The organism is Sphingobacterium sp. UBA7625, from assembly GCF_002484085.1.
GTDB lineage: Bacteria > Bacteroidota > Bacteroidia > Sphingobacteriales > Sphingobacteriaceae > Sphingobacterium > Sphingobacterium athyrii.
In genome coordinates, this window is sequence record NZ_DLJD01000006.1 from 75,515 (window position 1) to 98,512 (window position 22,998).

At 40.4% G+C, this 22,998-nt stretch carries 13 protein-coding genes and 4 tRNA genes; 9 read left to right on the forward strand and 8 right to left on the reverse strand.

All coding sequences use genetic code 11. The features are described from left to right. Positions 1-15: 15 nt before the first annotated feature. The 7 genes from B4G94_RS03270 to B4G94_RS03300 all read right to left on the reverse strand — a co-directional run bounded on the left by B4G94_RS03270 (position 16) and on the right by B4G94_RS03300 (position 14,532). Positions 16-2,433 carry an ABC transporter permease gene (locus tag B4G94_RS03270; RefSeq protein WP_286857133.1) on the reverse strand — a complete coding sequence of 806 codons (2,418 nt, stop codon included), beginning with the start codon at positions 2,431-2,433 and terminating at the stop codon, positions 16-18. Between the two features lie 220 nt (positions 2,434-2,653). Next, entirely contained in the window at positions 2,654-5,029 is a 2,376-nt protein-coding gene (locus tag B4G94_RS03275; protein ID WP_286857135.1) for an ABC transporter permease, read from the reverse strand. 48 nt (positions 5,030-5,077) lie between these two features. Beyond that, complete coding sequence (locus B4G94_RS03280; RefSeq protein ID WP_286857137.1) at positions 5,078-7,483, reverse strand: ABC transporter permease; 2,406 nt, start codon at positions 7,481-7,483, stop codon at positions 5,078-5,080. A 34-nt stretch (positions 7,484-7,517) separates the two neighbouring features. Then, positions 7,518-9,935: an ABC transporter permease gene (locus B4G94_RS03285; RefSeq protein ID WP_286857138.1), complete on the reverse strand. Its 2,418-nt coding sequence runs from the start codon at positions 9,933-9,935 to the stop codon at positions 7,518-7,520. A 103-nt stretch (positions 9,936-10,038) separates the two neighbouring features. Further along, complete coding sequence (locus B4G94_RS03290; protein ID WP_104385115.1) at positions 10,039-10,722, reverse strand: ABC transporter ATP-binding protein; 684 nt, start codon at positions 10,720-10,722, stop codon at positions 10,039-10,041. A gap of 101 nt (positions 10,723-10,823) precedes the next feature. Beyond that, complete coding sequence (locus B4G94_RS03295) at positions 10,824-13,190, reverse strand: ABC transporter permease (protein ID WP_286857139.1); 2,367 nt, start codon at positions 13,188-13,190, stop codon at positions 10,824-10,826. Between the two features lie 88 nt (positions 13,191-13,278). Beyond that, the gene (locus B4G94_RS03300; protein ID WP_108635859.1) at positions 13,279-14,532 is read right to left on the reverse strand and encodes an efflux RND transporter periplasmic adaptor subunit; all 1,254 of its coding nucleotides are present in this window, start codon (positions 14,530-14,532) and stop codon (positions 13,279-13,281) included. Between the two features lie 323 nt (positions 14,533-14,855). Between B4G94_RS03300 and B4G94_RS03305 the strand changes: the two genes are divergently transcribed. The 4 genes from B4G94_RS03305 to B4G94_RS03320 all read left to right on the forward strand — a co-directional run bounded on the left by B4G94_RS03305 (position 14,856) and on the right by B4G94_RS03320 (position 19,749). Beyond that, on the forward strand, positions 14,856-16,238 hold the full coding sequence (locus tag B4G94_RS03305) for a TolC family protein (protein ID WP_286857140.1): 1,383 nt from the start codon (positions 14,856-14,858) through the stop codon (positions 16,236-16,238). Between the two features lie 31 nt (positions 16,239-16,269). Continuing rightward, positions 16,270-17,631 carry a sigma-54-dependent transcriptional regulator gene (locus B4G94_RS03310; protein WP_108635856.1) on the forward strand — a complete coding sequence of 454 codons (1,362 nt, stop codon included), beginning with the start codon at positions 16,270-16,272 and terminating at the stop codon, positions 17,629-17,631. A gap of 3 nt (positions 17,632-17,634) precedes the next feature. Then, positions 17,635-18,954 carry a sensor histidine kinase gene (locus tag B4G94_RS03315; RefSeq protein ID WP_286857141.1) on the forward strand — a complete coding sequence of 440 codons (1,320 nt, stop codon included), beginning with the start codon at positions 17,635-17,637 and terminating at the stop codon, positions 18,952-18,954. A gap of 351 nt (positions 18,955-19,305) precedes the next feature. Beyond that, positions 19,306-19,749, forward strand: coding sequence for a hypothetical protein (locus B4G94_RS03320; protein ID WP_286857142.1), 444 nt, complete (start codon positions 19,306-19,308; stop codon positions 19,747-19,749). 255 nt (positions 19,750-20,004) lie between these two features. Here B4G94_RS03320 and B4G94_RS03325 read toward each other — a convergent pair whose 3' ends face one another. Continuing rightward, complete coding sequence (locus B4G94_RS03325; protein WP_286857143.1) at positions 20,005-21,168, reverse strand: BamA/TamA family outer membrane protein; 1,164 nt, start codon at positions 21,166-21,168, stop codon at positions 20,005-20,007. A 325-nt stretch (positions 21,169-21,493) separates the two neighbouring features. On the opposite strand from B4G94_RS03325, the gene B4G94_RS03330 reads away from it, so the two are divergent. From B4G94_RS03330 to tuf, 5 genes are all read left to right on the forward strand, one after another. Then, positions 21,494-21,566, forward strand: a tRNA-Thr gene (locus B4G94_RS03330). A 26-nt stretch (positions 21,567-21,592) separates the two neighbouring features. Beyond that, positions 21,593-21,673: transfer RNA gene (locus B4G94_RS03335), tRNA-Tyr, on the forward strand. Between the two features lie 48 nt (positions 21,674-21,721). Next, a tRNA-Gly gene (locus B4G94_RS03340) sits at positions 21,722-21,794 on the forward strand. Between the two features lie 95 nt (positions 21,795-21,889). After that, positions 21,890-21,961 (forward strand) — tRNA-Thr (locus B4G94_RS03345). 72 nt (positions 21,962-22,033) lie between these two features. Next, positions 22,034-22,998: elongation factor Tu (gene tuf, locus B4G94_RS03350; protein WP_286857145.1), on the forward strand; the 965-nt coding region annotated here is incomplete at its 3' end.

A 22,998-nucleotide genomic window follows, 5' to 3' on the forward strand; every position in this document is an offset into this window, starting at 1 on the left:
TTTGTATTATGTTATTTATTCATCTCTCAGACTGTCTACTGGATTAGCTTTAGCGGCTTTAAATGTTTGATAGCTAACGGTGATCAGGGCAATGAATACAGCTGACAATCCAGCAAAAGCAAACATCCACCATTTTGGTTCAATATGGTACGCAAAATTGTCCAGCCATTTGTTCATCGCTATCCACGATAATGGTGTGGCTATACAGATTGCGATGACCAATAGTCGGATAAAATCGGAAGAAAGCAATAGCACTAAATTATAGATGGATGCACCTAGAACCTTCCGCACCCCGATTTCTTTGGTGCGCTGTTGCGCCGTATAAGTCACAAGTCCAAGTAAACCTAAGCAAGCAATGAAAAGGGCAAGGCTTGAAAATGCGGTAAAGAGTCTTCTAAAATTATAATCGGCTTCGTATTGACGGTTAAAATTATCGTCTAAGAAACTGTACAAAAAGGGGCGATGGGGAGCGAGTTCAGCCCATAATTTACCGATTCTGTCGATCGTTTGCTGATTGACATGTTGTAAATTAACGGCTAGATAACGGCTGCTACCCGGTTCAAGACGCAAGGTTAGGGGTTCAATTTTACGATGTAAAGAAAGGTAGTTGAAATCTTTTACAACACCGATGACCGTACCTTCTTTGCCCCATTGTCTGAATTGTTTTCCAATAATGTCCTGTGGGTTTGAGTAGCCCCATAATTTGGCCGCAGATTCGTTGATAACGAGTGAATGAGCGGTATCTGCTGGGAAATCACGTGAATAGGCTCTTCCCGCAACCATCTTGATGCCCATATTGGGGATAAAGTCTATATCTACCTCATATAATGAGGGTGCGAAATCGGTCATTTTGCCATCTGTCGACATAATCTCTGTTCCGGCATTTGGAAAAAATGCTCCCGGTACGGTGCGTGAAGCTGTCACCGACTGCACATCTTTATCTTTTGCGAGTGTATTTTTGATTGCCTCTAAATTGTTGTTGACTTTTTCGTCAAAATTATAGTCGATGATTAGTCGTTGTGCTTTTTGAAATCCAAGATCCTGCTGTTGCAGTTGATTCAATTGTGAAAATACGATTACGGTACCAGCAATCAGTGCGATGGAGAGACAGAATTGGAAGACGACAAGACCCCGACGTAACAATGTCCCGCCCTTACTGCTGCTAAAAGCTCCTTTAAGGACTTTAATTGGTTGAAAGCTTGCCAGGATCAATGCTGGGTAACTTGCCGCTAAAAGTCCGGTGACAGTTGTTGCCAAAAGAAATATTGACCAAGTAGTACCGTTCATTAATGATGAATAAGTCAGGTGTTTTCCAGAAAATGCTTCTAAAAAAGGGAGAAAAGCAAGTACTAGAACAATTGCCAATAATCCACTGAAAAAGACAAGAGCCAGCGATTCGGACATAAATTGGAGAATCAGATTACTTTTATTAGCGCCGATTGCTTTTCGGACACCAACTTCCTTGGCACGTTCCATGGATCTGGAAGTAGCCAGATTCATAAAATTCACACAGGCAATCAGTAGAATAAACCCGCCGATGATCGTAAAAATATACAAATTTTGATAGCTGCCAGTTGCTCCGGGTTGACGATCTGCCGTAGAATGCATATAAGCCTGAAGCATGGGCTCGAGATGGAAATTGTATCTAGAATTGGCATTTTCTTGCACCGGGATATGTCGCTTGAGAAAATCAGGTATTTTTTGATTGAATTTTACGGGATCAAAGTCTTTTGAGGCGAGAAAATAGGTGTAAAAGTCCACATAGCCCCAGCCTTCTTTTTCAAAGACATCTGGCCTTGCTTTTCGGAATGTACTCATTGAGAGCAGAGCATCGAAGGTAAAGTGTGAGTTGGCCGGCACATCTGCCATCACAGCAGTTACGGTATATAAACCTGCATCTGCGCGGCCGGCAGCTAATCCACCTTCAATGGTTTTGCCAATAGGGTTCTGATTACCGAAATACTTTTTAGCTGTGCTTTCTGTCAATACAACAGAATATGCATTTTTTAATGCTGTATGTGGATTTCCGGCAAGGACTTTCCAGCTGAATACATCAAAGGCCGTTGAATCCATGAAAAATACATTTTCTTCCTGGAACCTATTTTCTCCTTGTTTGAGTAGGATGGACGTTTGCCCAGAGAATTGAACGATCTTGTCTATCTCCGGGAAGTCAGCTTTCAGCGCCTCACCAATTGGGGCATTCCCCCAGATCTGCTGCTGCGATGTGCTACCGACTTCTTTATAGTCATGTACGACGCGATAAATGCGGTCTTTGTTGAGATGATATTTATCGTAGGAGAGTTCATGCTGTACATAAATAACGATTAGTAAACAACAAGCAAGGCCAATGGCAAGGCCTATGATATTTATGGTGGCATACCCTCTATTCTTGAGAATATTGCGCCAGGCTATTTTAATATAATTTTGTATCATGGTTGCTGTTTTTTATGAAAGTTTATCGGGGTTATCTTTATATCTTTTTCCGAGACGTGGATAACCTCCTTACATATCATTATTTATTTATTTATTCGTCTTTTAAACTATGTATGAGGTTGGCCAATGCCCCTTGTTTGTTAATGAAATAATCGTGTAGAGATCGTAATGGGATCATTTCTGATACCCATCACTTTCTCTGATCACTATTGAGCTTCTTTTATTCATCTCTTAGACTATCTACTGGGTTGCTCAAAGCTGCGCGAACGGCCTGATAGCTAACGGTAATAATTGCGATCAGTAAGGCTAAAATACTTCCCAGGACAAAAGTCTGCACGTCCAGATCTGTTTTATAGGCAAAATTGCTCAACCATTGTTTCATCAGGTAAACTGCGATAGGGCATGCTATCAAAATGGCAATGGAAACGAGGATCACGAAATTTTTGCCCAGTAGTCTGACGACACCAAAGGTGCTTGCTCCGAGTACTTTGCGGATTCCGATTTCCTTTATGCGCATTTGTGCTTCGTGAGTTGCCAGTGCAAACAGACCCAAAGCGGATATAAAAATTGCGATGCCCGCAAAAATGTTAAATAACAGGCCAGTGCGGCGCTCCGATTTATACAAATTGTCAAACTGCTGATCGATGAATGTATAGTTAAAAGGTGTATCGGAAGGATAACGGTTATAAATTTTTTCTAATGCCTTAATCGCCTCAGGTGCTTTTGTCGTACTTGTTTTGACATATAAAGTACCTGCTCCATAACGCGTCCAAAAGACCATCGGTCCTATTCTGTCTTTAATGGATTTGAAGTGAAAGTCTTTTACCACACCGATAATTTGTCCCGGAACATCATGAAAACTCATGTTGGATCCCACGTAGGGCGGTTTTAAACCCATTTGTTTCGCTAAAGTCTCGTTGATGATGTATCCAGACGAATCAGCCGGCATGCCGGTAAAGTTTTTTCCTTCCAGAAATTGAATATTCATCAAAGGGATAAAATCCTTATCAATGGTCGCCTGAGCAACAATCAGTTTGTTGTCTTTGGACTTGCCTGGCCAGTCTATATCTCCGGTTGCATTTCCGAAATCCGTCATATTGTAAACGCCGGACAAGGAGACAGCCTGAATAGCGTTGTTGTTTTTGAGTTCGGTCCGTATCGCATCCATATGTTTATAGGCTTCTTCCGGAAGACCAAGAGTCATGACATGATCTCTGTCATAGCCGAGATTGATCTTTTGGATAAAAGCCAATTGGTTTCGGATCACCAGTGTGCATACAATCAGTGTCACGGAGAGTGTAAATTGGAAAACCACCAATATTTTACGCATCGTATTTGAAGAAACCCCTTTTACGGATTTTCCTTTTAACGAATGGATTGGATTAAATGATGAAAGTTGTATCGCAGGATATATGCTGGACAGACCCAGTGTCCCTATAATTGCGATCCCAATGTATAGCCATATTGCCGTATTACGGAAGGAAAAGCTGATTGATTTTTGTGCGATCTGATTATATCCTGTATGAAGGATGAATATAAGGATAAAAGCTATCAGCAGCGAGCAAAGGAATACAACGATTGTTTCCGTGATGAATTGTAAGAATAGGTGGAGACGGTTGGCACCGATTATTTTGCGGATACCAACATCTTTCGCCCGATCCAATGCTCTTGCGGTGCTCAGATTGACATAATTTACCGCACCGATGACCAGCAGCAATACGGCAATAATCCCAAAAATCTGCACCATGCGAAGCGTTGATTTATTACCGTCAGGAGCAATTAAATGCATGGTTTTTAACGGGTCTAAAACAAATACAGTCGAATTTTCGCCGTTACGGGCTTTGGTATAGGAGTCTGTGATAGATTTTCCGATAAGTGCTGCAGAAGTGTTGGGTTTGACTTTAACATAGGTTGAAAAACTGTAATTGCCCATGTCTTCATCGATTGTTTTCCATTTGCCATTACCGCCCCAGTTTGTAAATCGCTGTGCATGATAACCTAGCGGGATAACGACGTCGAACTGCATTGAGGAGTTTTGCGGGATATCTTTTAGGATACCCGCCACGGTAAAGAGATCTTTCTGATAACGGAAAGTTTTTCCGATAGCCTGCTGGGTACTAAAAAGTTTTTCGGCTGTCGATGGGGTGATAAGCGCTTGTTTGTAATTTGCCTGAAAACCTGAAAGGGAACCCTCTTGCAACGGAAAATGAAACATGTTGAAAAAATTACTGTCAACATAGTAGATGTTCATATCCGTTACGGGACGTTTTAGCTTATCATTGACCAGCGTCGTATTGTGGTCCTGTGAAATACGCGTTGCATAGTCTACCTCGGGTATATTTTGTGCATAATTTCCGATCGGACCAGGAGAATTTTCCCATATAGAACCATTATGCTCGGGATCTAAATGAGAATTGACTTTGTAGATATGCTCATAGTCTGGATGGAATTTATCAAAACTTTGTTCATCCTGTACCCAGAGAATAATTAATATCGAGGCAGTAAGACTGACCGACAAACCTAATATATTGATAGCGGTATAGAATTTTCTTTTCCTTAATTCTCTGATTGCTGTTATTAAATAATTCTTTATCATAGAGATAGGTGTTTATTGTATTGATTACTATTGAGCTTCTTTACTGTTTTATTCATCCCTTAAACTATCCACCGGATTTGCGCGGGCAGCCCGCAATGATTGGAAACTTAATGTCATAAATGCGATCATTATCGTGAGTATTGCCGGGATAAAAAATAACCACCATTGTATTTCAATTTTAAATGGAATATCACGTAACCATTCGTTCATGGCCCACCAGGCAATTGGTGTTGATACCAATATTGAAATGATGATTAGTTTGATGTAATCTTTGGACAGTAAGCCAATAATACCGGTAACCGAACTTCCCAATACTTTCCGGATTCCAATTTCTTTTGTGCGTTGTACAGTTGTTATCGTGACTAGACCAACGAGGCCGAGGCAGCTCAGCAATAAGGTGATCGCTGTTGCCAGATTGATAATCTTAGACAATCGCATGTCAGTCTCGTAGAGAGACTTGATCTCCTGGTCGTAAAAACGGTAGCTGAATTTTGCATGTGGATAGATATTTTTCCATTCTTTTTCGAGGTTTGCCAATGCAGTTGGCCATTTTTTAGGATCATTGTCCAAGCGAACGTTAATATGTCCGAGTGGGCTTCTATTGGTCGAAACCTCCATCACAATGGGATTCAATTGCTGGTGGAGATCTTTGCTGTGAAAATTGGCTATGATACCAACAATTTTAACGTTTTTGTCGCGGGATACAACAGCCTGTCCAAGTGCTTCGTCAGCGTTTTTAAATCCTAATTCTTTCATGGCTTTTTCATTGATTACAATACCCGAACTTGTGTCGGACATCGACAGTTTACGACCGGCGAGTAACCTAATATGGTAAAGGTCAATGTAATCCTGATCCACAAATTTGTACTGCATAAACTGATTTTTACTTTCCTCTTCGCCATGTTTGCGAATCGGATTGCCCCAATAACTATTGTCCATAGGAAAATGCCCCAAGGAAACACGGCTGATTTCGGGATATTTAGCTAATGCCTGCTTGAAAACAAATGGATCTGTTGTCGCTTTATCAGCATTTCTATTTGGAATTGATATGGTGACAATTGCATCTTGATTAAAGCCTAAATCACTTTTGAGCATATGTTTGATCTGAATGCTGATCACAAAAGTGCCAATAAGGAAAATCTGTGCAATTACAAATTGAAAGATAATCAGACCTTTACGGAGAAATACCCCTTTGTTGGAATTGTTTGACAGTGATTTTATTTTCATCACGTCGATCAATCTTACTTTGTTGATCAGTATCGATGGATATATTCCTGCAAATAATGTAATTAAGACGAGCAATCCGATGATGAATAACAACAGATTGAACTGGTCGTTGTAGTTGTTGAGGTCTGGAGGAATAAAATCACTGAACAGCAATTCCATCATTTTTGTCAATGGCCAGGAAAGAAATAATGCGAATAGCGCGATCAAAAAAGTCTCTGTCAAAAAGCTTCTGGTCAGGTAAATTTCCCGTTCACCCAGTGTTTTTCGGATACCGATAGCGCGTGCGCGCATAGGTACCATCGCCGTACTTAGATTGATGTAATTGATAGCAGCTAATACAAGTAGGAAAGCAGCTATTCCGATAAGTCCATAAAGCACCTTGATATTGCTGTGATTTTGTATAATAGGGTTAAAATGAAGCTCAGATAATGCTGAAAAACGAACGGTTTGTTTGTAGTTCTCTTTTTTATATTCTTCGCCATTCATCTGCAATACTTTTTGATCGATGGTATGGGCTAGATTTTTGAGATGATCGGTGGATTTGACTTTGACGAATAGCTGATAATAGTTCATCAGCATCATCCAATTGTTTAGGTTCGGATCCTGATCAGGTATTTTGATAAACTCCTTACCAATAAAAGTACTTGGATAACTCAGGTCTTCTACAATACCAGATACAATAAACTGTGTCGTATCATAAGAAATGGTCTTGCCTATAATATCCTGATTTTGCAGCTTGGGAAAATAGGCTTTCGCGCGTGATGCGGTAAGAACGACTTCATTTTGGAGTTTGAAAAGCTGATGCGGACTTCCGGCAAGCCACTTATAGGGTACCATCTTAAAATAGTCGGCAGTTGTTGCAAAAATCTTTTCCTGTCCGGAAAATTCTGTGGGCGTTTCACTTTTGGAAGCCGGTGTTACGACTTCAAAATAACGATTATAATAAGGTACAACCAATTCGACATCTTGCGAGTTCTCTTTCAGGTAATAAGGAAGGGGAAATGGTACTGCGTCAAAATCCCCGCTTTCATTTTCGCTTTGAGTATGCGAGTATACTTTATATATCTGCTCTTTGTCTGGATGTTCTCGGTCAAAACTAAATTCATAATTGGCAATACGAAAGATAAACCAACAGGCGCTTATACCAATGGCAAGTCCCAATACATTCAGAAATGTAAAAAGACGATGTCGCCAGAGTTGTCTAAAAATCAATTTCACGTTACTCATTACAATTCAGTTTTTATTCTTTATAAAATGCTTTTTATTCATCCCTTAAACTATCCACCGGATTTGCGCGGGCAGCACTGATGGATTGATAGCTCATGGCTAAAAATGCTACGCCAATAGTTACTATCGCCGGAACGATAAACATCCACCAGCTGAGCTCTATTTTAAAAGCAAAGTCTGTTAACCATTTGTCAATCGCCAGCCAGGCAATCGGCGTGGCGATGAGTATTGAAATTATAATAAGTTTGATATAATCTTTGGATAACAATAACACGATCCCACTGATCGTGCTGCCCAGAATTTTCCGTATACCGATTTCTTTTGTCCGCTGATGCGTAGTAAGTGTCACTAATCCGATCAATCCCAGGCAACTTAGCAAAATGGTAATGGATGTTGACAAATTGATTATTTTATAAAAGCGATAATCTTTCTCATACAGCTCTTTGATCCGCTGATCATAAAATTGGTAGGCAAATGGTGCATTTGGATATACGTTTTCCCATTCATTTTTTATGGATGCAATCGCCTGATGCCATTTTTTAGGGTCTCCATTTAATTTGATATTAATATTCTGCAGCGTGCCCTTGTTGGTTGAGATTTGCATAGCAAGGGGTTCTAATGAAGCATGGAGATTAAAGCTGTGGAAATCGGCCAGTATGCCTACAATTGTGGTTGGACGATCGTTTACAGTTACGGTTTTTCCGAGTGCTTCCACCGGAGTTTTAAATCCAAACTTACTAATGGCCTTTTGATTGACCAGTATTCCTGATGTTGTATCCGAAAGTTTGAGGGGCCGCCCGGCCAGTAATTTCATTTGGAATACATCCAGGTAATTTTCTTCAATATATTTAAAAGGCATATTGACCAAGATCTGACCGGTATCGCTCTGCATCATGATATTATTTCCCCATTGGTCGTTATTCATTGGGAGGTGTCCTAGCGAAACCTGGTCGATTTCAGGATATTTTTGGAGAAGTTCTTTCAAAAGAAACGGACTTTTGCCTGAATCTTCTGCTTTTTTATAGGGCAGTTTGAGGGTAATAACAGCATCATCCTGAAAGCCAACATCACTGTGTAAAGCATGCTGTAACTGTAAACCCATGATCACTGTCAGTACGACAAAAGCCTGGGCGATCACAAATTGAAATACAATGAGAATCTTGCGGAGTGAAATACCACCAAAGGAAATTTTATCGGTTGCATGTATTTTTATGGCTTCGACGACATGGACTTTATTAATAAGGTAGGCTGGATACAGACTGGAAATCAACGTAAGTAGGATAATAAGACCCAATAGAAAGATAAAAATAGATAAACCATCTGAATAGGCATTTATATTTTGCGGGAGATATGAACTAAAGGTAAGTTCAAATATCTTGACCAATGGCCAGGAGAATAATAGCCCAAATAGACAGGTAAAAAATGTTTCTTTGATAAAAGACAATGTCAGGTGCCGGGGTTGCTCACCCAATGTTTTTCGGATGCCGATTTCCCTGGCCCTGGCGGGAACACGGGCTGTCGTCAAGTTGATGTAATTAATGCTGGCCAGTATGAGCAAAAATGCCGCAATGCCAATAAGTCCATACATGACCTGCTTGTCACTGCTGTTTAAGACGAATTTATTGAAATGTAATTCAGTAAGCGGAGCCAATTCGTAACCGGCCGTTATATTGTACTGTTTGAATTTTTCTCCGACCATCTCATTGAACTTTTTGGTTGCAGCGCCAATTACTTGCGCGGGACTTCCGTTTTCAGTTAATTTAACATAAACATGGAAATTTGAACTTGAATTTTCCCAATTCTCTGCTTCCTGAGGATTGGGGTTTACACGGATAAATTCTTTGGAGATAAAACTGCTCGGGTAGTCTAAGTCGGCGACAACTCCGGTCACGGTAAGGAGCTGATCATCGTATTGCATTGTCTTGCCGAGAAGGGATTTTAAGTCTGCATCGGGGAAATATTGTTTTGCACGTGAGGCCGTCAGGATGATCTCATTGTTGTTTTTGAGTGCGGTATTCGGATTACCAACAATCCATTTGTAGGGAACAAGTTTAAAATAGTCCGCAGTAGCAGAAATAATTTGGTCCTGCTCATTGAACTCCAAGGTTTCATTGTTGGAGCGCTTAACCTTGATGCTTTCAAATGATCGATTAGCGATCGGTGCAACCAATTCCAATCCGGTCAGATCTTTCTTTAAATTATTCCCGAGGTAAGTACCAAGCGGGTAGGGAGTCCCATCAAAACGATGGATATTTTCACCTTCCTTAAAGGCGGAGTAAAGCTTATAAATCCGTTCCTTGCCGGGATGATTCTGGTTAAAACTGAATTCGTAGTTGACAATCCGAAATACAATCCAGCTTGCGCTGATCCCGATCGCTAGACCGATGATATTAAGGAAGGTAAACAGACGGTTACGTCCCCATTGTCTTAAAATTAATTTTAAACCTTTCATCGTTTTATACTTTAAACTCGTTTAATAGCACTTGATCCTGTATTGGTAAGCGCTTTAGATCTTTAAGAACATTTCTTGTCCTTAAAATGGGCCACTAGCTTTACTAGGATCCTAATGATGTTGTTTCCATAATAACCTGTCCATCCAGCATGCGAATGACACGATCCGAAAATTTGGCGTCGTGCTCACTGTGGGTTACCATCACGATGGTTGTGCCGGCTTCGTTCAATTCGGTTAAGAGTTGCATCACTTCATTACCGTTGTTGGAATCCAGGTTACCGGTAGGCTCATCGGCAAGAATTAATTTCGGATTATTGACGACCGCACGGGCAACGGCCACACGCTGTTGCTGTCCCCCGGAAAGCTGTTGCGGAAAGTGGTTGCGACGGTGCATGATCTGTACTTTCTCCAATACTTCCTCGACACGTTTCTTGCGTTCTGCCGCAGGTACGTTGGTATAGACAAGAGGAAGTTCCACGTTTTCAAATACGGTCAGCTCATCGATCAGATTAAAACTCTGAAATACAAAACCAATATTGTGCTTACGCAAATCCGAACGGCCACGTTCCTTGAATTTGGCGACTTCAATCTCGTTGAACAGGTAGCTTCCCTCATCCAAATCATCCAATAAACCAATAATATTCAGCAGGGTGGATTTGCCGCAACCAGATGGCCCCATCACGGCGACAAATTCACCCTCTTTTACGTGAATGTTCAAATTGTTCAATGCCACAGTCTCCACTTCTTCCGTGCGGTAATACTTTTGAAGATTGGTTATTTTAATCATATTTTTTGCGCTCATGGTTTTATGTTTTTGGGCCCTTGGCAATAGCTTTGGGCAGTTATTATTCTGTTTAAAAATATTCTTTATAGTGTTTATTTTTCTGTTTATTCGTCTCGGAGTGTTTTGGTCGGATTGGCAATTGCAGCTTTAAAGGCCTGTGAACTGATCGTCAATAAAGCTATTACTATTGCGGCTAGTCCGCTCAATACAAAAACTGTCCAGGAAATTGTGATATGATGCGCGTAGTCTGCCAGCCATTTGTGCATAAAAATCCAGGCAATTGGAAAAGCAATAATACAGGAGATACCAATAAGGATAATAAATTCGCGATTGAGCATTTGGATAAGCCCAGAAACTGACGCTCCTAGTACTTTGCGGATACTGATTTCCTTGGCACGTTGTTCTGTAGCAAAGGCGGCTAAACCAAATAGGCCTAAGCATGAAATAATAATAGATATGATGGCAAATACGCTGGATAGCTGTTGTATAAAAAGTTCAGCCTGAAATTTGCTATTGAAGGTTTCATCCAAAAATTTGTAATCGAAAGGAAATCCGGGATTATTTTTTACAATAATCTTTTCAATTTGCTGAATAGCTTGTGGTAGATCAATTCCGGCTTTTGTCCGGATATTTAATAGGCCGCTCTCTCTGACCAAGGGAATAAATAACATCGGATCTGGATCGGCATATACGTTGTTATAAACAAAGTTTTTGACGACTCCAGCAATAGTATAATTTTCTTCGCCGTAATTAAGGATACTACCCACTACATGCCCATCTTTGCGGATTAATTTAGCCAGAGTTTCATTAATAAGAACCGAAGTGCTGTCTCCTAGTAAGTTGGTGTGGAAGTTTCTTCCATCAAACATTTTAAGATCTAATGCTGGTACTAATCCTTCATCTGCGCGCAACATGCCGATCAGAATACTCTTGTTGGGATCTTTTCCTTCCCAATTGAAACCAGAGGTATTATTGTAAATGTTGAGAATACTCACATCACTGACACCGACCTGCTCCACCAGTCCAGTTGCGATGAGCTGGTTTTTGATCAGAGGAAGATGTTTGGCCATGTCCCCTTGCAATGCGGTGGTCAGTACCTGGCTCTTGTCAAAACCCAGGTCTTTATTTTTGTTGTGTTGTATTTGCTGATAAATGATGATTGTACAAATGATCAGTACAACTGATGCGGTATACTGTAGCACAACTAATCCCTTGCGGATAAGACTTCCGGTCCCGGCTTTCTGCTTTGCTCCTTTGATTGTAGACAGTGGTTTAAAAGCGGACAGAAAGAATGCGGGATAGCTTCCTGCAAATAGTCCGCATATTAAAGTAATTGTGATGACAAAGGCAAGATGCATCGGTTTTAATAAATCGACCTGAAGGTCTTGGCCAATCATGGTATTAAATGGCCGAATACAGATATAGACCAATAAAATAGCGACTAAAGAGGAGATAGAGGCTAGGACCAATGATTCTGCGAGAAATTGACCGATCAACGATTGACGGCTTGCGCCAACAACTTTGCGCATACCGACTTCTTTTGCTCTTTTTTCGGATCTTGCAGTAGCGAGATTCATAAAATTGATACATGCAATCAGCAAAACGATCCACGCAATAATGGTGAAAAGACGAATATTTTTTAAGCTTCCTTCTATTTCATTTCCACTGTTATCAAAACGGTTATGCGTAATCCATCTTTCCATTGGATAGAGGAAGTTTTGTGAAAAAGTAACCTCACCATTGGTTCTGTTTTTGACATAGTTCATTAGCTGTTTGTTGATTTGATCAACATTTGCATTGTCTTCAACCTGAATTAAAGTCTGGATGCCATTATTGTCCCATCTGGTCAGCCAGTCTTGGGTAGATTCAAATTTTTTGAATGGAATTAACCATTGAAATTCGTAACTACTATTTTTAGGAAGGTCCTTTGTAATGGCTGAAACGATGTAAAGGTCTTTGTTATTAGTCTTCACTGTTTTGCCTAGAGCTGGTTGATTACCAAATAATTTTTTCGCACCAGATTCCGATAAAATGATGTTATCTACTTTGTCAAATGCGGTCTTACGATCTCCCTCCGTAAATTCAAGGGAAAGCAAGTCTGCAACGGTGGCGTCAGCATATAACCCATTTTGAAATAAAATGTTGTCACCAACAGAGAATAACATTGGGTTAATCCATGTCATACGTACAGCATGTTTAATGCCCGGAATCTCTTTCGCTATATTTTGCGCCAGGGGACCTGGGGTTGATTCGAACACAAAGGTTGCACCATCATAGGTCTGTTTTGACTTAACGATGTAAATATCCTTTTTATTGGGAAAGTTATCATTATAACTCAACTGATTTTCCACCCATAAAAAAATCAGTGCTGCCGCAGCAATGCCAATTGCTAACCCAAAAATGTTGAGGAAGCTATAACCTTTGGTTTTCCAAAGGTTACGAAAGGCTGTTTTTATAAAGTTCTTTATCATCGTGGTATTGCGTAATTGGTGTTGCTTATTCAGATTTTGGTTAAATAAGCCAGTGGTAATCCACTGGCTTATTTTTGTTATTTCAATTTTACCTCTTGATACTTAATTCCTGTACCTTGTCATAGGTCTCGTAACTTGATACGACAACCTTGTCTCCAGGTTGCAATCCTTTGATCACCTCATAATATTCGGGGTTCTGTCTGCCCAGTTGGATATCCACACGATAGGCTGTGCCTCCATTTTTATCCAATTTGAAGATCCAGTTGCCACCAGTCTGCTGATAGAAACCACCTTTAGCTAATAATAATGCTTTCGTTTCATCACTTAAGGCAAGACGGATCTGTAAAGTCTGTCCGCGGCGGATCCCTTTGGGAACGTCATTGATAAATTCCATATCGACTTGAAAACGGCCGTTGGTTACCTGTGTATAAACCTTTTTAATGCGAAGTTTGTAGGTCTTGTCACCAATGGAGAACTCACCTTGGAGATCTGGAAAAATGCGGTTAATGTAATGCTCGTCGATATCAGCACGCACTTTAAATCCGGTCAAAACGTCAATTTGACCTAAACGCTCGCCAGCATTTTTATTCTGTCCAATTTCGGCATCAAAAGCTGTTAACTGGCCATCGACAGGTGCCCGGACAATCAGGTCACCAATTTTTCTTTTCATTAACTCCAATGCACTCTGTGTACGCTGGTAAGTCTGCTTGTCCTGATTGGTCTTTTGCGCATTGGAGATCTCGTCCTGTTTTAGGATCTGTTTGGTCAAGTGGACACGTTCCTTTTGATAATTATATTCGTTCTTCGATTTCTCGAATTCTTGTGTACCTATCGCTTTTTCTGCAAGTAATTTTTTATTCAGATTATAGACACGTTCAGCTTCTCTATAGGCCTGTTCTACATCAGCCATTTGATTACGATTGTTGATAGATGCCTGTTGCGCATTCGTCTGGGCGATTTGCGACTGTGTTAATAGGTTCAATACCTGAGTTTCCTGTTGAACTAATGTGAGCTCTTGATCTGTATTGGATAGACGCATAATCGGGTCGCCTTTTTTTAAGACAGTACCATCCTCAACAAATTTTTCCTCCACACGACCACCCACAGAAGCATCAAGATAGATGCTGCTGATCGGAAGCACTGTACCATTTATCGGAATGAATTCCTGAAAGTTTCCATTTTTTATTTCGACTATGGAGATGCGGTCAGCCTCTACATTGAGTTTGCTTTTGCCCGAGGTAAAATAAAAGCTAGCACCGATTAATCCAACGATGCCAGCAACCCCTACGATGGTCAGTATACGTTTGCTATTCCACTTCTTCTTTTCTAAAGGTCTGTCCATAATTTAATATCAATTTGCTATCTAACTATGAAAGCTGTGCCAATAATTTAACGTATTGATTTTTAGTTATTTATTTTGTTTGCGTTGCTATCCGGTGTTCGATAGCGGACACTTCATGTACGATGGCGTACATCCGCAGTCTTATCTGCGATTTTTACAGTTTATTTTTATTGTATTTTAATAAGACTGTGTGGGTGTTCAATATCGGACAGTTGATTGTACGAACTTGGACATTGATGTATGATGGTTTTGTATATGTTGTTGATAATCAGAAATTTTATTGTTTGGCATGGCGATGGTCTGTTTGGAAACAAAAAGTGGATATGAAGAGAATCTATATATATAGTACATTGTGTTTTTTGCTGGCTTACGCGAATGTTGACGCACAACAAAGTGAGCAGGGAATAGAAGAGAAGGCTGTCTTCAACAAGGAATCAACCGTCAATAGTGAAAATCAGCGACCAAAACGTAGTTTGACTGAATGTATCCAATTGGCAATAAAAGCCAATCCAACTTTATTACAGAATGAATTAGCTGTTAAACGTGCAGAAGTGAATCTTTCGCAAGCAAAGGCTAACCGATTACCTGATTTAAATGGACGATTAGGTCACAGTCTTACCTCCGGACGTTCGGTTGATAACTCTACAAATCAGTACATTACCAGAAATAACTCTTCTGGAAATTTCTCGTTAGATGCTAGCGTGCCGGTATTTAACGGATTTCGGATTTTAAATGATATCCGGATGCGAGCTGATGCGAAGACGGCCGGAAAACTTGAATTTGATTCTCAGGTTAATGCTTTGAAACTTGATGTTATTACGGCTTACATCCAGGTACTGACCGCACAAGATGTTTTGAAGCAATCTGAATTGCAGACTGAGGTGACACGTGAACAGGTGCGTCGTGCCGAAGCAATGCACAGGGAAGGGGCCATTAATCCTGGAGATTATTATGATCTGAAGGGGCAACTTGCCAATGATATCAATTCTATCGAAAACAATAAACAGATTCTTTATATGAATCGTGTTAAAATGGCTGGTTTTTTAAATATTGACGAAGCACAGCTGGGCGATCTACAAGCATTGGAATTGACAACTGACGCGCAAAAAGTAGATGCTACAACACTTTATAAATTGGCTACGGAAAACCTGCCGGATATTCCGGCACTGGATTGGAAAATTAAAGCAGCCGAAAAGAATATCAAAATAGCACAATCATCCTATTGGCCTTCTTTATCATTAAGTGGTGGATTGAATTCGAATTATTCCAAAAATGGAATGGAAGGGGATTATTGGTACCAAATGAAAAACAACGTTGGGAAATACGTTTCGCTCAATCTTTCAATCCCTTTATTCAATAGATTTAAAGTAAGGAATGATGTTAAATTAGCTAAACTAGATTTAGAATCAACTAAATTCCAACGGGAGATTGCCCTAAATAATTTAAGAGCTGAAACATCAAATGCGGTTTTTAATCTTAAGAATGCCAGTAATAATATTGTGCAATTGCATGAGCAGAACATAAACTTTGCCGAATCATTTCGCATTGCCAAAGTTGTATTCGAACTGGGGAACAGCAATTCAGTTATATTTTTAACGGCGAAGACCAAGTATGATAATAGCCAGATCCAGTTGGTTGTCAAGCAGTATGAATGGTTGCTACAAAAATATATCAATGATTATTACGCAGGCTCGTTAAATTTATAGTTATCTTAGTGTCTGAAAGAAGCCAGGGAATATGAAAAAAGCATCTATTTTAGTTGTCGACGATGACCAAGATTTACTCACAGCAGCAAGGATTTTGCTAAAACCTAAAGTTAACCATGTTCAAGTCGAATCTAATCCAGAAAACCTGATTGGACATTTGGAGAAAATGCCTTATGACCTTGTGCTTCTGGATATGAATTTCAAAAGTACCATCAACACCGGAAATGAAGGATTATATTGGTTGTCGCGGATCAAGGAAAAGTTTCCACAGGTTCATGTGATTATGATCACAGCTTATGGCGCCGTAGATCTGGCCGTAAAATCGCTGAAACAGGGGGCTGCTGATTTTGTGGTCAAGCCCTGGGAAAATGAGCAGTTGCTGGCCACAATTGAAAGCGTGCTGGCGGAATCGAAAAATAGAGAGAAGAAAAATAAAAATTCGCTTTTACGTTCAAGCAATACTCCGGATCTGATCGGTAACTCCCCGGTCATGGACGAACTGCAATATAAGCTGGAGAAAATAGCGCCAACGGACGCCAATATCTTGATTTTGGGTGAAAACGGTACAGGTAAGGATTTGATTGCTCAGGCGATTCAACGGCGCTCGTTACGCTCGGATCAGGTGTATGTGAAAGTTGATGTGGGAGCGCTGACAGAAACGTTATTTGAAAGTGAGCTTTTCGGTTATAAAAAAGGGGCGTTCACAGATGCTCGGGAGGATCGTCAGGGACGTTTCGAAGCTGCAAATGGCGGCACATTGTTCCTGGATGAAATTGGAAATATTTCTTTGCAGCAACAGGCCAAATTATTGACTGTATTGCAAAACCGACAGGTTACACCGCTGGGTTCTTACCAACCGATCCCTGTGGATATACGACTCATCTCGGCGACAAATGTATCCCTGAAACACCTGGCTGACGAAAGTCGTTTTCGAAAGGATTTGATTTATCGGATCAATACCGTGGAGATTCAGGTGCCACCATTACGTGAAAGAGGAGAAGATATTAGACTATTGGCCATACATTTTCTGGATATCTATGCCAAAAAATATAATAAGCGGATCGAGGGGTTTGAACCTGATGCCATAAAAAAGCTTTTTGCTTACCATTTTCCGGGAAATGTTCGTGAGTTACAATATAGTATCGAACGGGCGGTCATTATGGCTGATCAGGTAAGCATTGCAGGAAATGATCTATTTTTCTCACCCATTGAACAACAGGTGGAGCAGGTCGCTGTTGAATCCGTATCCAGTAGCCAAAATCTGGAAGAATTGGAACGGAAAGCCATCAAATCAGCCATCGAACGTTATAACGGTAATATCAGCAAAGCCGCAAAGGAACTGGGGCTAACACGTGCCGCACTCTACAGACGTTTGGAGAAATACGATATCTAGTCTATGAGACATGGAAAAGTTTTAAATGTAATTAAGATTATTTTGCTTTTGACGGCTTCGGTTGTCGGTGCCTACCTGCTGATGAAGCATGAGTACGTGCAGGCTGCATTGATCTTTTGCATAATGCTGTATCTTGGTTTCAATCTGTATGCCCAATATAATTTTTTGGAAAGGCAGCTTGTGGAATTTGCCGAAGCAGTCAAATATCGAGACTTCACACGACGTTTTTTGGTTAAAAATCCAAAATCGGTAGAAGGGCAGCTTTTCCGCGCTTTTAATCAGATTAACGAAACGTATAAGGAAATTAGCATTAAGCAGGAAATACAGCATCAGTACCTCGATCGTGTTATCAATATGCTTAACTCGGCCATTATCTTCTATGAAATGGATACGGGAAAAGTAATGTGGGTGAACGATGCCTTTAAACAGCTGTTTCATCTGCCACACCTCGGGAATATCGCGGGGTTAAAAAAGAAGAATCCTGACCTCTATGAAAAAACGATGCTGCTGGACAATGGCCAACAGCAGATGGAACCCATTCAATCAAGCAAAGGGAAGATAAAATTGTTGATCCAGAGCTCTAGTTTTGAGACCCAGGATGCTGTATTCCGTATTGTCGTTTATCAAAATATCAATGAAGCTATCGACGAGACTGAGACAAAAGCCTGGCATAAATTATTACGTGTGCTTACGCACGAGATCATGAATTCTATTGCGCCGATCAGTTCGTTGGCCGAAACGCTCAATGGGCGTTTGGATCATTTTAGAGGACATGAGGATATTGAAGATCTAAAAACAGGTATATCCACCATCAAACGCCGTAGTGAAGGACTGCTGCATTTTGCAAAAAGCTACCGCATGATCAACAAAGTGGATCAGCCACAGCTGGCACCAATTCAGGTTTCCCAGCTATTTGAACATATCTATCAGCTGCTCGAGCCGACATTGATTCAAAAAAATATTGATGTCGATATTATCTTAAAGAATACGCGTTTGATACTTTATGCTGATGTCAATCTGATTGAACAAGTTATTATCAATTTGATGCTAAATGCCATCGATGCGGTAAAGACCAGGGAAGACGCATACATTAGTTTGTCCGCATTGGAAATAGACGGGAAGGTGCAGGTTCGCATCGAAGATAATGGTTCGGGAATTCCCGCTGATCTCCAGGAACAGATATTCACCCCCTTTTTTACGACAAAGAAAACAGGTACTGGGGTTGGCCTAACGCTGAGTAAGCAAATTATGTTGCTGCATAAGGGCACCATTTTTCTTAACAGTGTGGAGGGAGAAGGTAGTGCTTTTATACTTCAATTTTAACGTACTATCACAAATACAATATATTCTTACCTGTAAAATTTTCCTGTGCTCCAGGTGGGACTTAAATGGCTTGTTCCTGTCTTTGTAATTGAATGTTCCATGTGAAATAATTCGTAAAAGCGAAATTGCTAGATGTAAAACTACGATCAACTATTGCCGGAATTTGAATCCGAAAAGTGCTTTTATAAGGCTGTAGATGATGAAATGTGCGGTAAAGCGAACGAATTAAATTGTATATCAACGTAAATTTTTCGATGTTTGCAGCCAATGAACTACCACCTGAAGTACTGGCGCCATTATTTCATATCCCATAGCCGTCATGGGACACATTCTCCGTTTGTTTATAAATTAGTGGATGAAGTAATTTATCAGCAGGATGATCCTGATAGGATCTTAAACTTGCCCCGCGAGGTCAGCATGGGGGGCAAGGTGGAGATAAAAAAATATCTGCTGGTCGACCGTCTACTAAAAGCTTTTGCCTATGATCAGTTTATGTTTTTGACTGATGAGCCTCCAGCGAGTTATGAGGAGCTATTTAAACAGAAGGCAGGAAGTTATTCTTTTAGGAAGATCTTATATATTGACCAAACAAATCTTGATCTGGATTTTCTGGCTGTTGTCGGTGAACGCGATATGCTGATTGTAAACGAGCCCCATTTGTCGGTCGAACGGGAAGAGTATTGGAACAAACTTAGGGATGATGATCGCGTGGTTGTCACGATAGATCTGTATCGAATTGGTTTGGTCTTTTTTAGGGCCGGACAACGAAAGGAAAATTTTCTGATCAGGTTTTAGTTTGTTCTCTTTACTTCCGACAAGCTTTGCGTAAAGTTTAATAGGTCTCTGAAGTTTTCCGTTTCGTTTTATGACTGGAATGCGGACATCTTATCAGCATAATACGCTCACTATAAAAAGGCGGACTTGAGGTGGGGTCAAACTTATTGTGGTCACAGAACGAAAATAGCATCAATCAGATGCTTTTATTGCTATTTAAGAAAGGGGAGGCGGTCTAAAGAGGGAGGCCATCAGCTGAGGCTCCCCCGTTTTTAATTAAAAAGCTTCGCTTAAAGATAGATAAAAACCAGACTGTCTTTTCTCACCCGTCCTCTGTTCACCATAGGAATAATCAAATCGGATACTGCTATTGTGCTCTAAGCTAAAGAAGTAGCGCAAGCCACCACCGTAACTCGGTACATATCTGCTGCTGTTTTCTTTTGAAAAGGTTGATCCAATTCCCGAAAAACCGACAATACCAAAACGAGGATGAAAGCGGTAACGTAATTCCGCTTGGGAAGCAAGGTAATTTTTGTCACGATAACGACCGAGGTAATACCCGCGCATCATCATGTCACCACCCAGTTCACGGTAATTATAGAAAGGAACTGTTTTCCCGAATGTCGAGCGAAAGATCCCCTGAAGTGCCAGTGTGACTTTTTTATGCAATGGAATAAAGCCGCGAAGGTCTATGTCCAAGTTTGCCCCGTTGAAGTCTGTGCTGGTCCATAACTTAGGCGCGTAAGCCAGGCGTAATTTGGCATAATAACCACGGGTGCTATAGGAAACATTGTCTCGGTTGTCAAATAATTGAGATACGCCAAGCAGCAATTGTTGACCGCCCTCTTTTCCGATAAGACCCGATTGATTGAATATATGGTCGCTGCTATCGCTACGGATTGAAAAATTATCGTACTGTATATTGATGCCCGAATAAAGATGGTTGCCGACTTTTTTCTCAGCTTCCAGTTTTAATCGAAATAGCTTTTGATCAACCCTTTCTTCGTCCTTCTTCCAGGTATCCATGCCTATGCCATAGTAATTAAATGGCCAGTTGCGGTATCGGATTTCACTGACGAAATGGTAATCGTTATTTTTTGTCCAAAGATCAGTTTGAAATTTAAAATTTGACTGATGTTTGGATGTAAACGTCCCCATGAGCGTCATTGTGGAGGTACGGATATGGGGATCAGACTTGTCCAAGTAAAAGTTGTATGAACTTGCTAATCCATATTCTACTCCCGTTTCCTGGGCGTAACCAACGGCCGGTAAAACCATAAAACTGCCTGATCGGGTAGAATCTTTTTCAGCCGAAAGAAATTTTTTACTCAATTTTTGAATAATATTTTGAGCTTTCAAATCGCCTTTACCAGCTATAAATAGTGCAAGTAGCGCTGTATAGCGGGTAAGTTTTGAAAGTGATTGCGGTAAAATTTGCATGCCCAAAGATAGCACATTAGGCAAATAACCAAAATAGGCAAATAGTCAATTAAAAATTATTGTGCTGCATATCAGTATAATTGACAAAAAGTGTTGTTTTTTTTTGACAATTATTTTTGTAAAGTGAGTTTTGTGTCTATCTTTGCATCAGCAAACAAGGGAACAACGGTTCATAATAACGAAGTTTGCTTAGTTCTTTAAATGAAAAAAAAGTAAAAAATAAACTTGCAAAAATCAAAAGTAAATTCGATATTTGCACTCGCTGAAAAGATAAAGTTATCGGATTGGCGTTGATAGAACGTAAGTTGTTTTAAAAATATTAGAAGCCTCTTTAGCTCAGCTGGTAGAGCAACTGACTTGTAATCAGTAGGTCATTGGTTCGATCCCGATAAGAGGCTCTAAATGTAACGAAAGTTACAGGTCTGGAGGGGTTCCAGAGCGGTCAAATGGGACGGACTGTAAATCCGTTGCTTCGGCTTCGAAGGTTCGAATCCTTCTCCCTCCACACTTTTTTTAATTGGAGTTTAGATTTACTCTAGTTTCTAGTTATTAAGCGGAAGTAGCTCAGTTGGTAGAGCGATAGCCTTCCAAGCTATAGGTCGCGAGTTCGAACCTCGTCTTCCGCTCAAATTTTTCAAGTATTAAATTTAGTCTCTATCTTCTTTGATAATAATGTATCTAAAGGTGGGGGCATTAATACGTAAATAAGGTTTTTTAGTAAGCCGAAGTAGCTCAGGGGTAGAGCACTTCCTTGGTAAGGAAGAGGTCGTGGGTTCAAATCCCATCTTTGGCTCGTACTTGTGTAAAAGTTAAGCAAGAGTATATAACAAATAGAAATAATTTATAATTACTAATTCGCATAAACATGGCAAAAGAGAAATTTGACCGTAGTAAACCACACTTAAACATTGGTACTATCGGTCACGTTGACCACGGTAAAACTACAACTACAGCTGCTATCACTAAAGTGTTGGCTGATAAAGGTTTGTCAGAAGCTCGTTCATTTGATTCAATTGACTCTGCTCCTGAAGAAAAAGAGCGTGGTATCACAATCAATACTGCACACGTAGAATATTCTACAGCTAACCGTCACTATGCACACGTTGACTGTCCGGGTCACGCTGACTACGTTAAGAACATGGTAACTGGTGCTGCTCAAATGGACGGTGCTATCATCGTAGTTGCTGCGACTGATGGTCCTATGCCTCAAACTCGTGAGCACATCTTGTTGGCTCGCCAGGTAGGTGTTCCTGCGTTAGTAGTATTCATGAACAAAACTGACTTAGTTGATGACCCTGAGTTGTTAGACTTAGTAGAAATGGAAGTTCGTGAGTTATTATCATTCTACGAATTCCCAGGTGATGATATCCCTGTAATCAAAGGATCTGCTTTAGGTGCATTGAACGGTGAGCCTGAGTGGGTTGAGAAAATCATGGAATTAATGGATGCTGTAGATAACTACATTCCAATTCCTCCACGTTTGACTGATTTACCTTTCTTGATGCCTATCGAGGACGTATTCTCAATCACTGGTCGTGGTACAGTTGCTACAGGTCGTATCGAAAGAGGTGTAATCAACTCTGGTGATCCAGTTGAGATCTTAGGTATGGGTGCTGAGAACTTGAAATCTACAGTAACAGGTGTTGAGATGTTCCGTAAAATCTTAGATTACGGTGAAGCTGGTGATAACGTAGGTTTATTGTTACGTGGTATTGAGAAAACTGATATCAAACGTGGTATGGTTATCTGTAAACCAGGTTCAGTAACTCCTCACGATCATTTCAAAGCTGAGGTTTACGTATTGTCAAAAGCTGAAGGTGGTCGTCACAC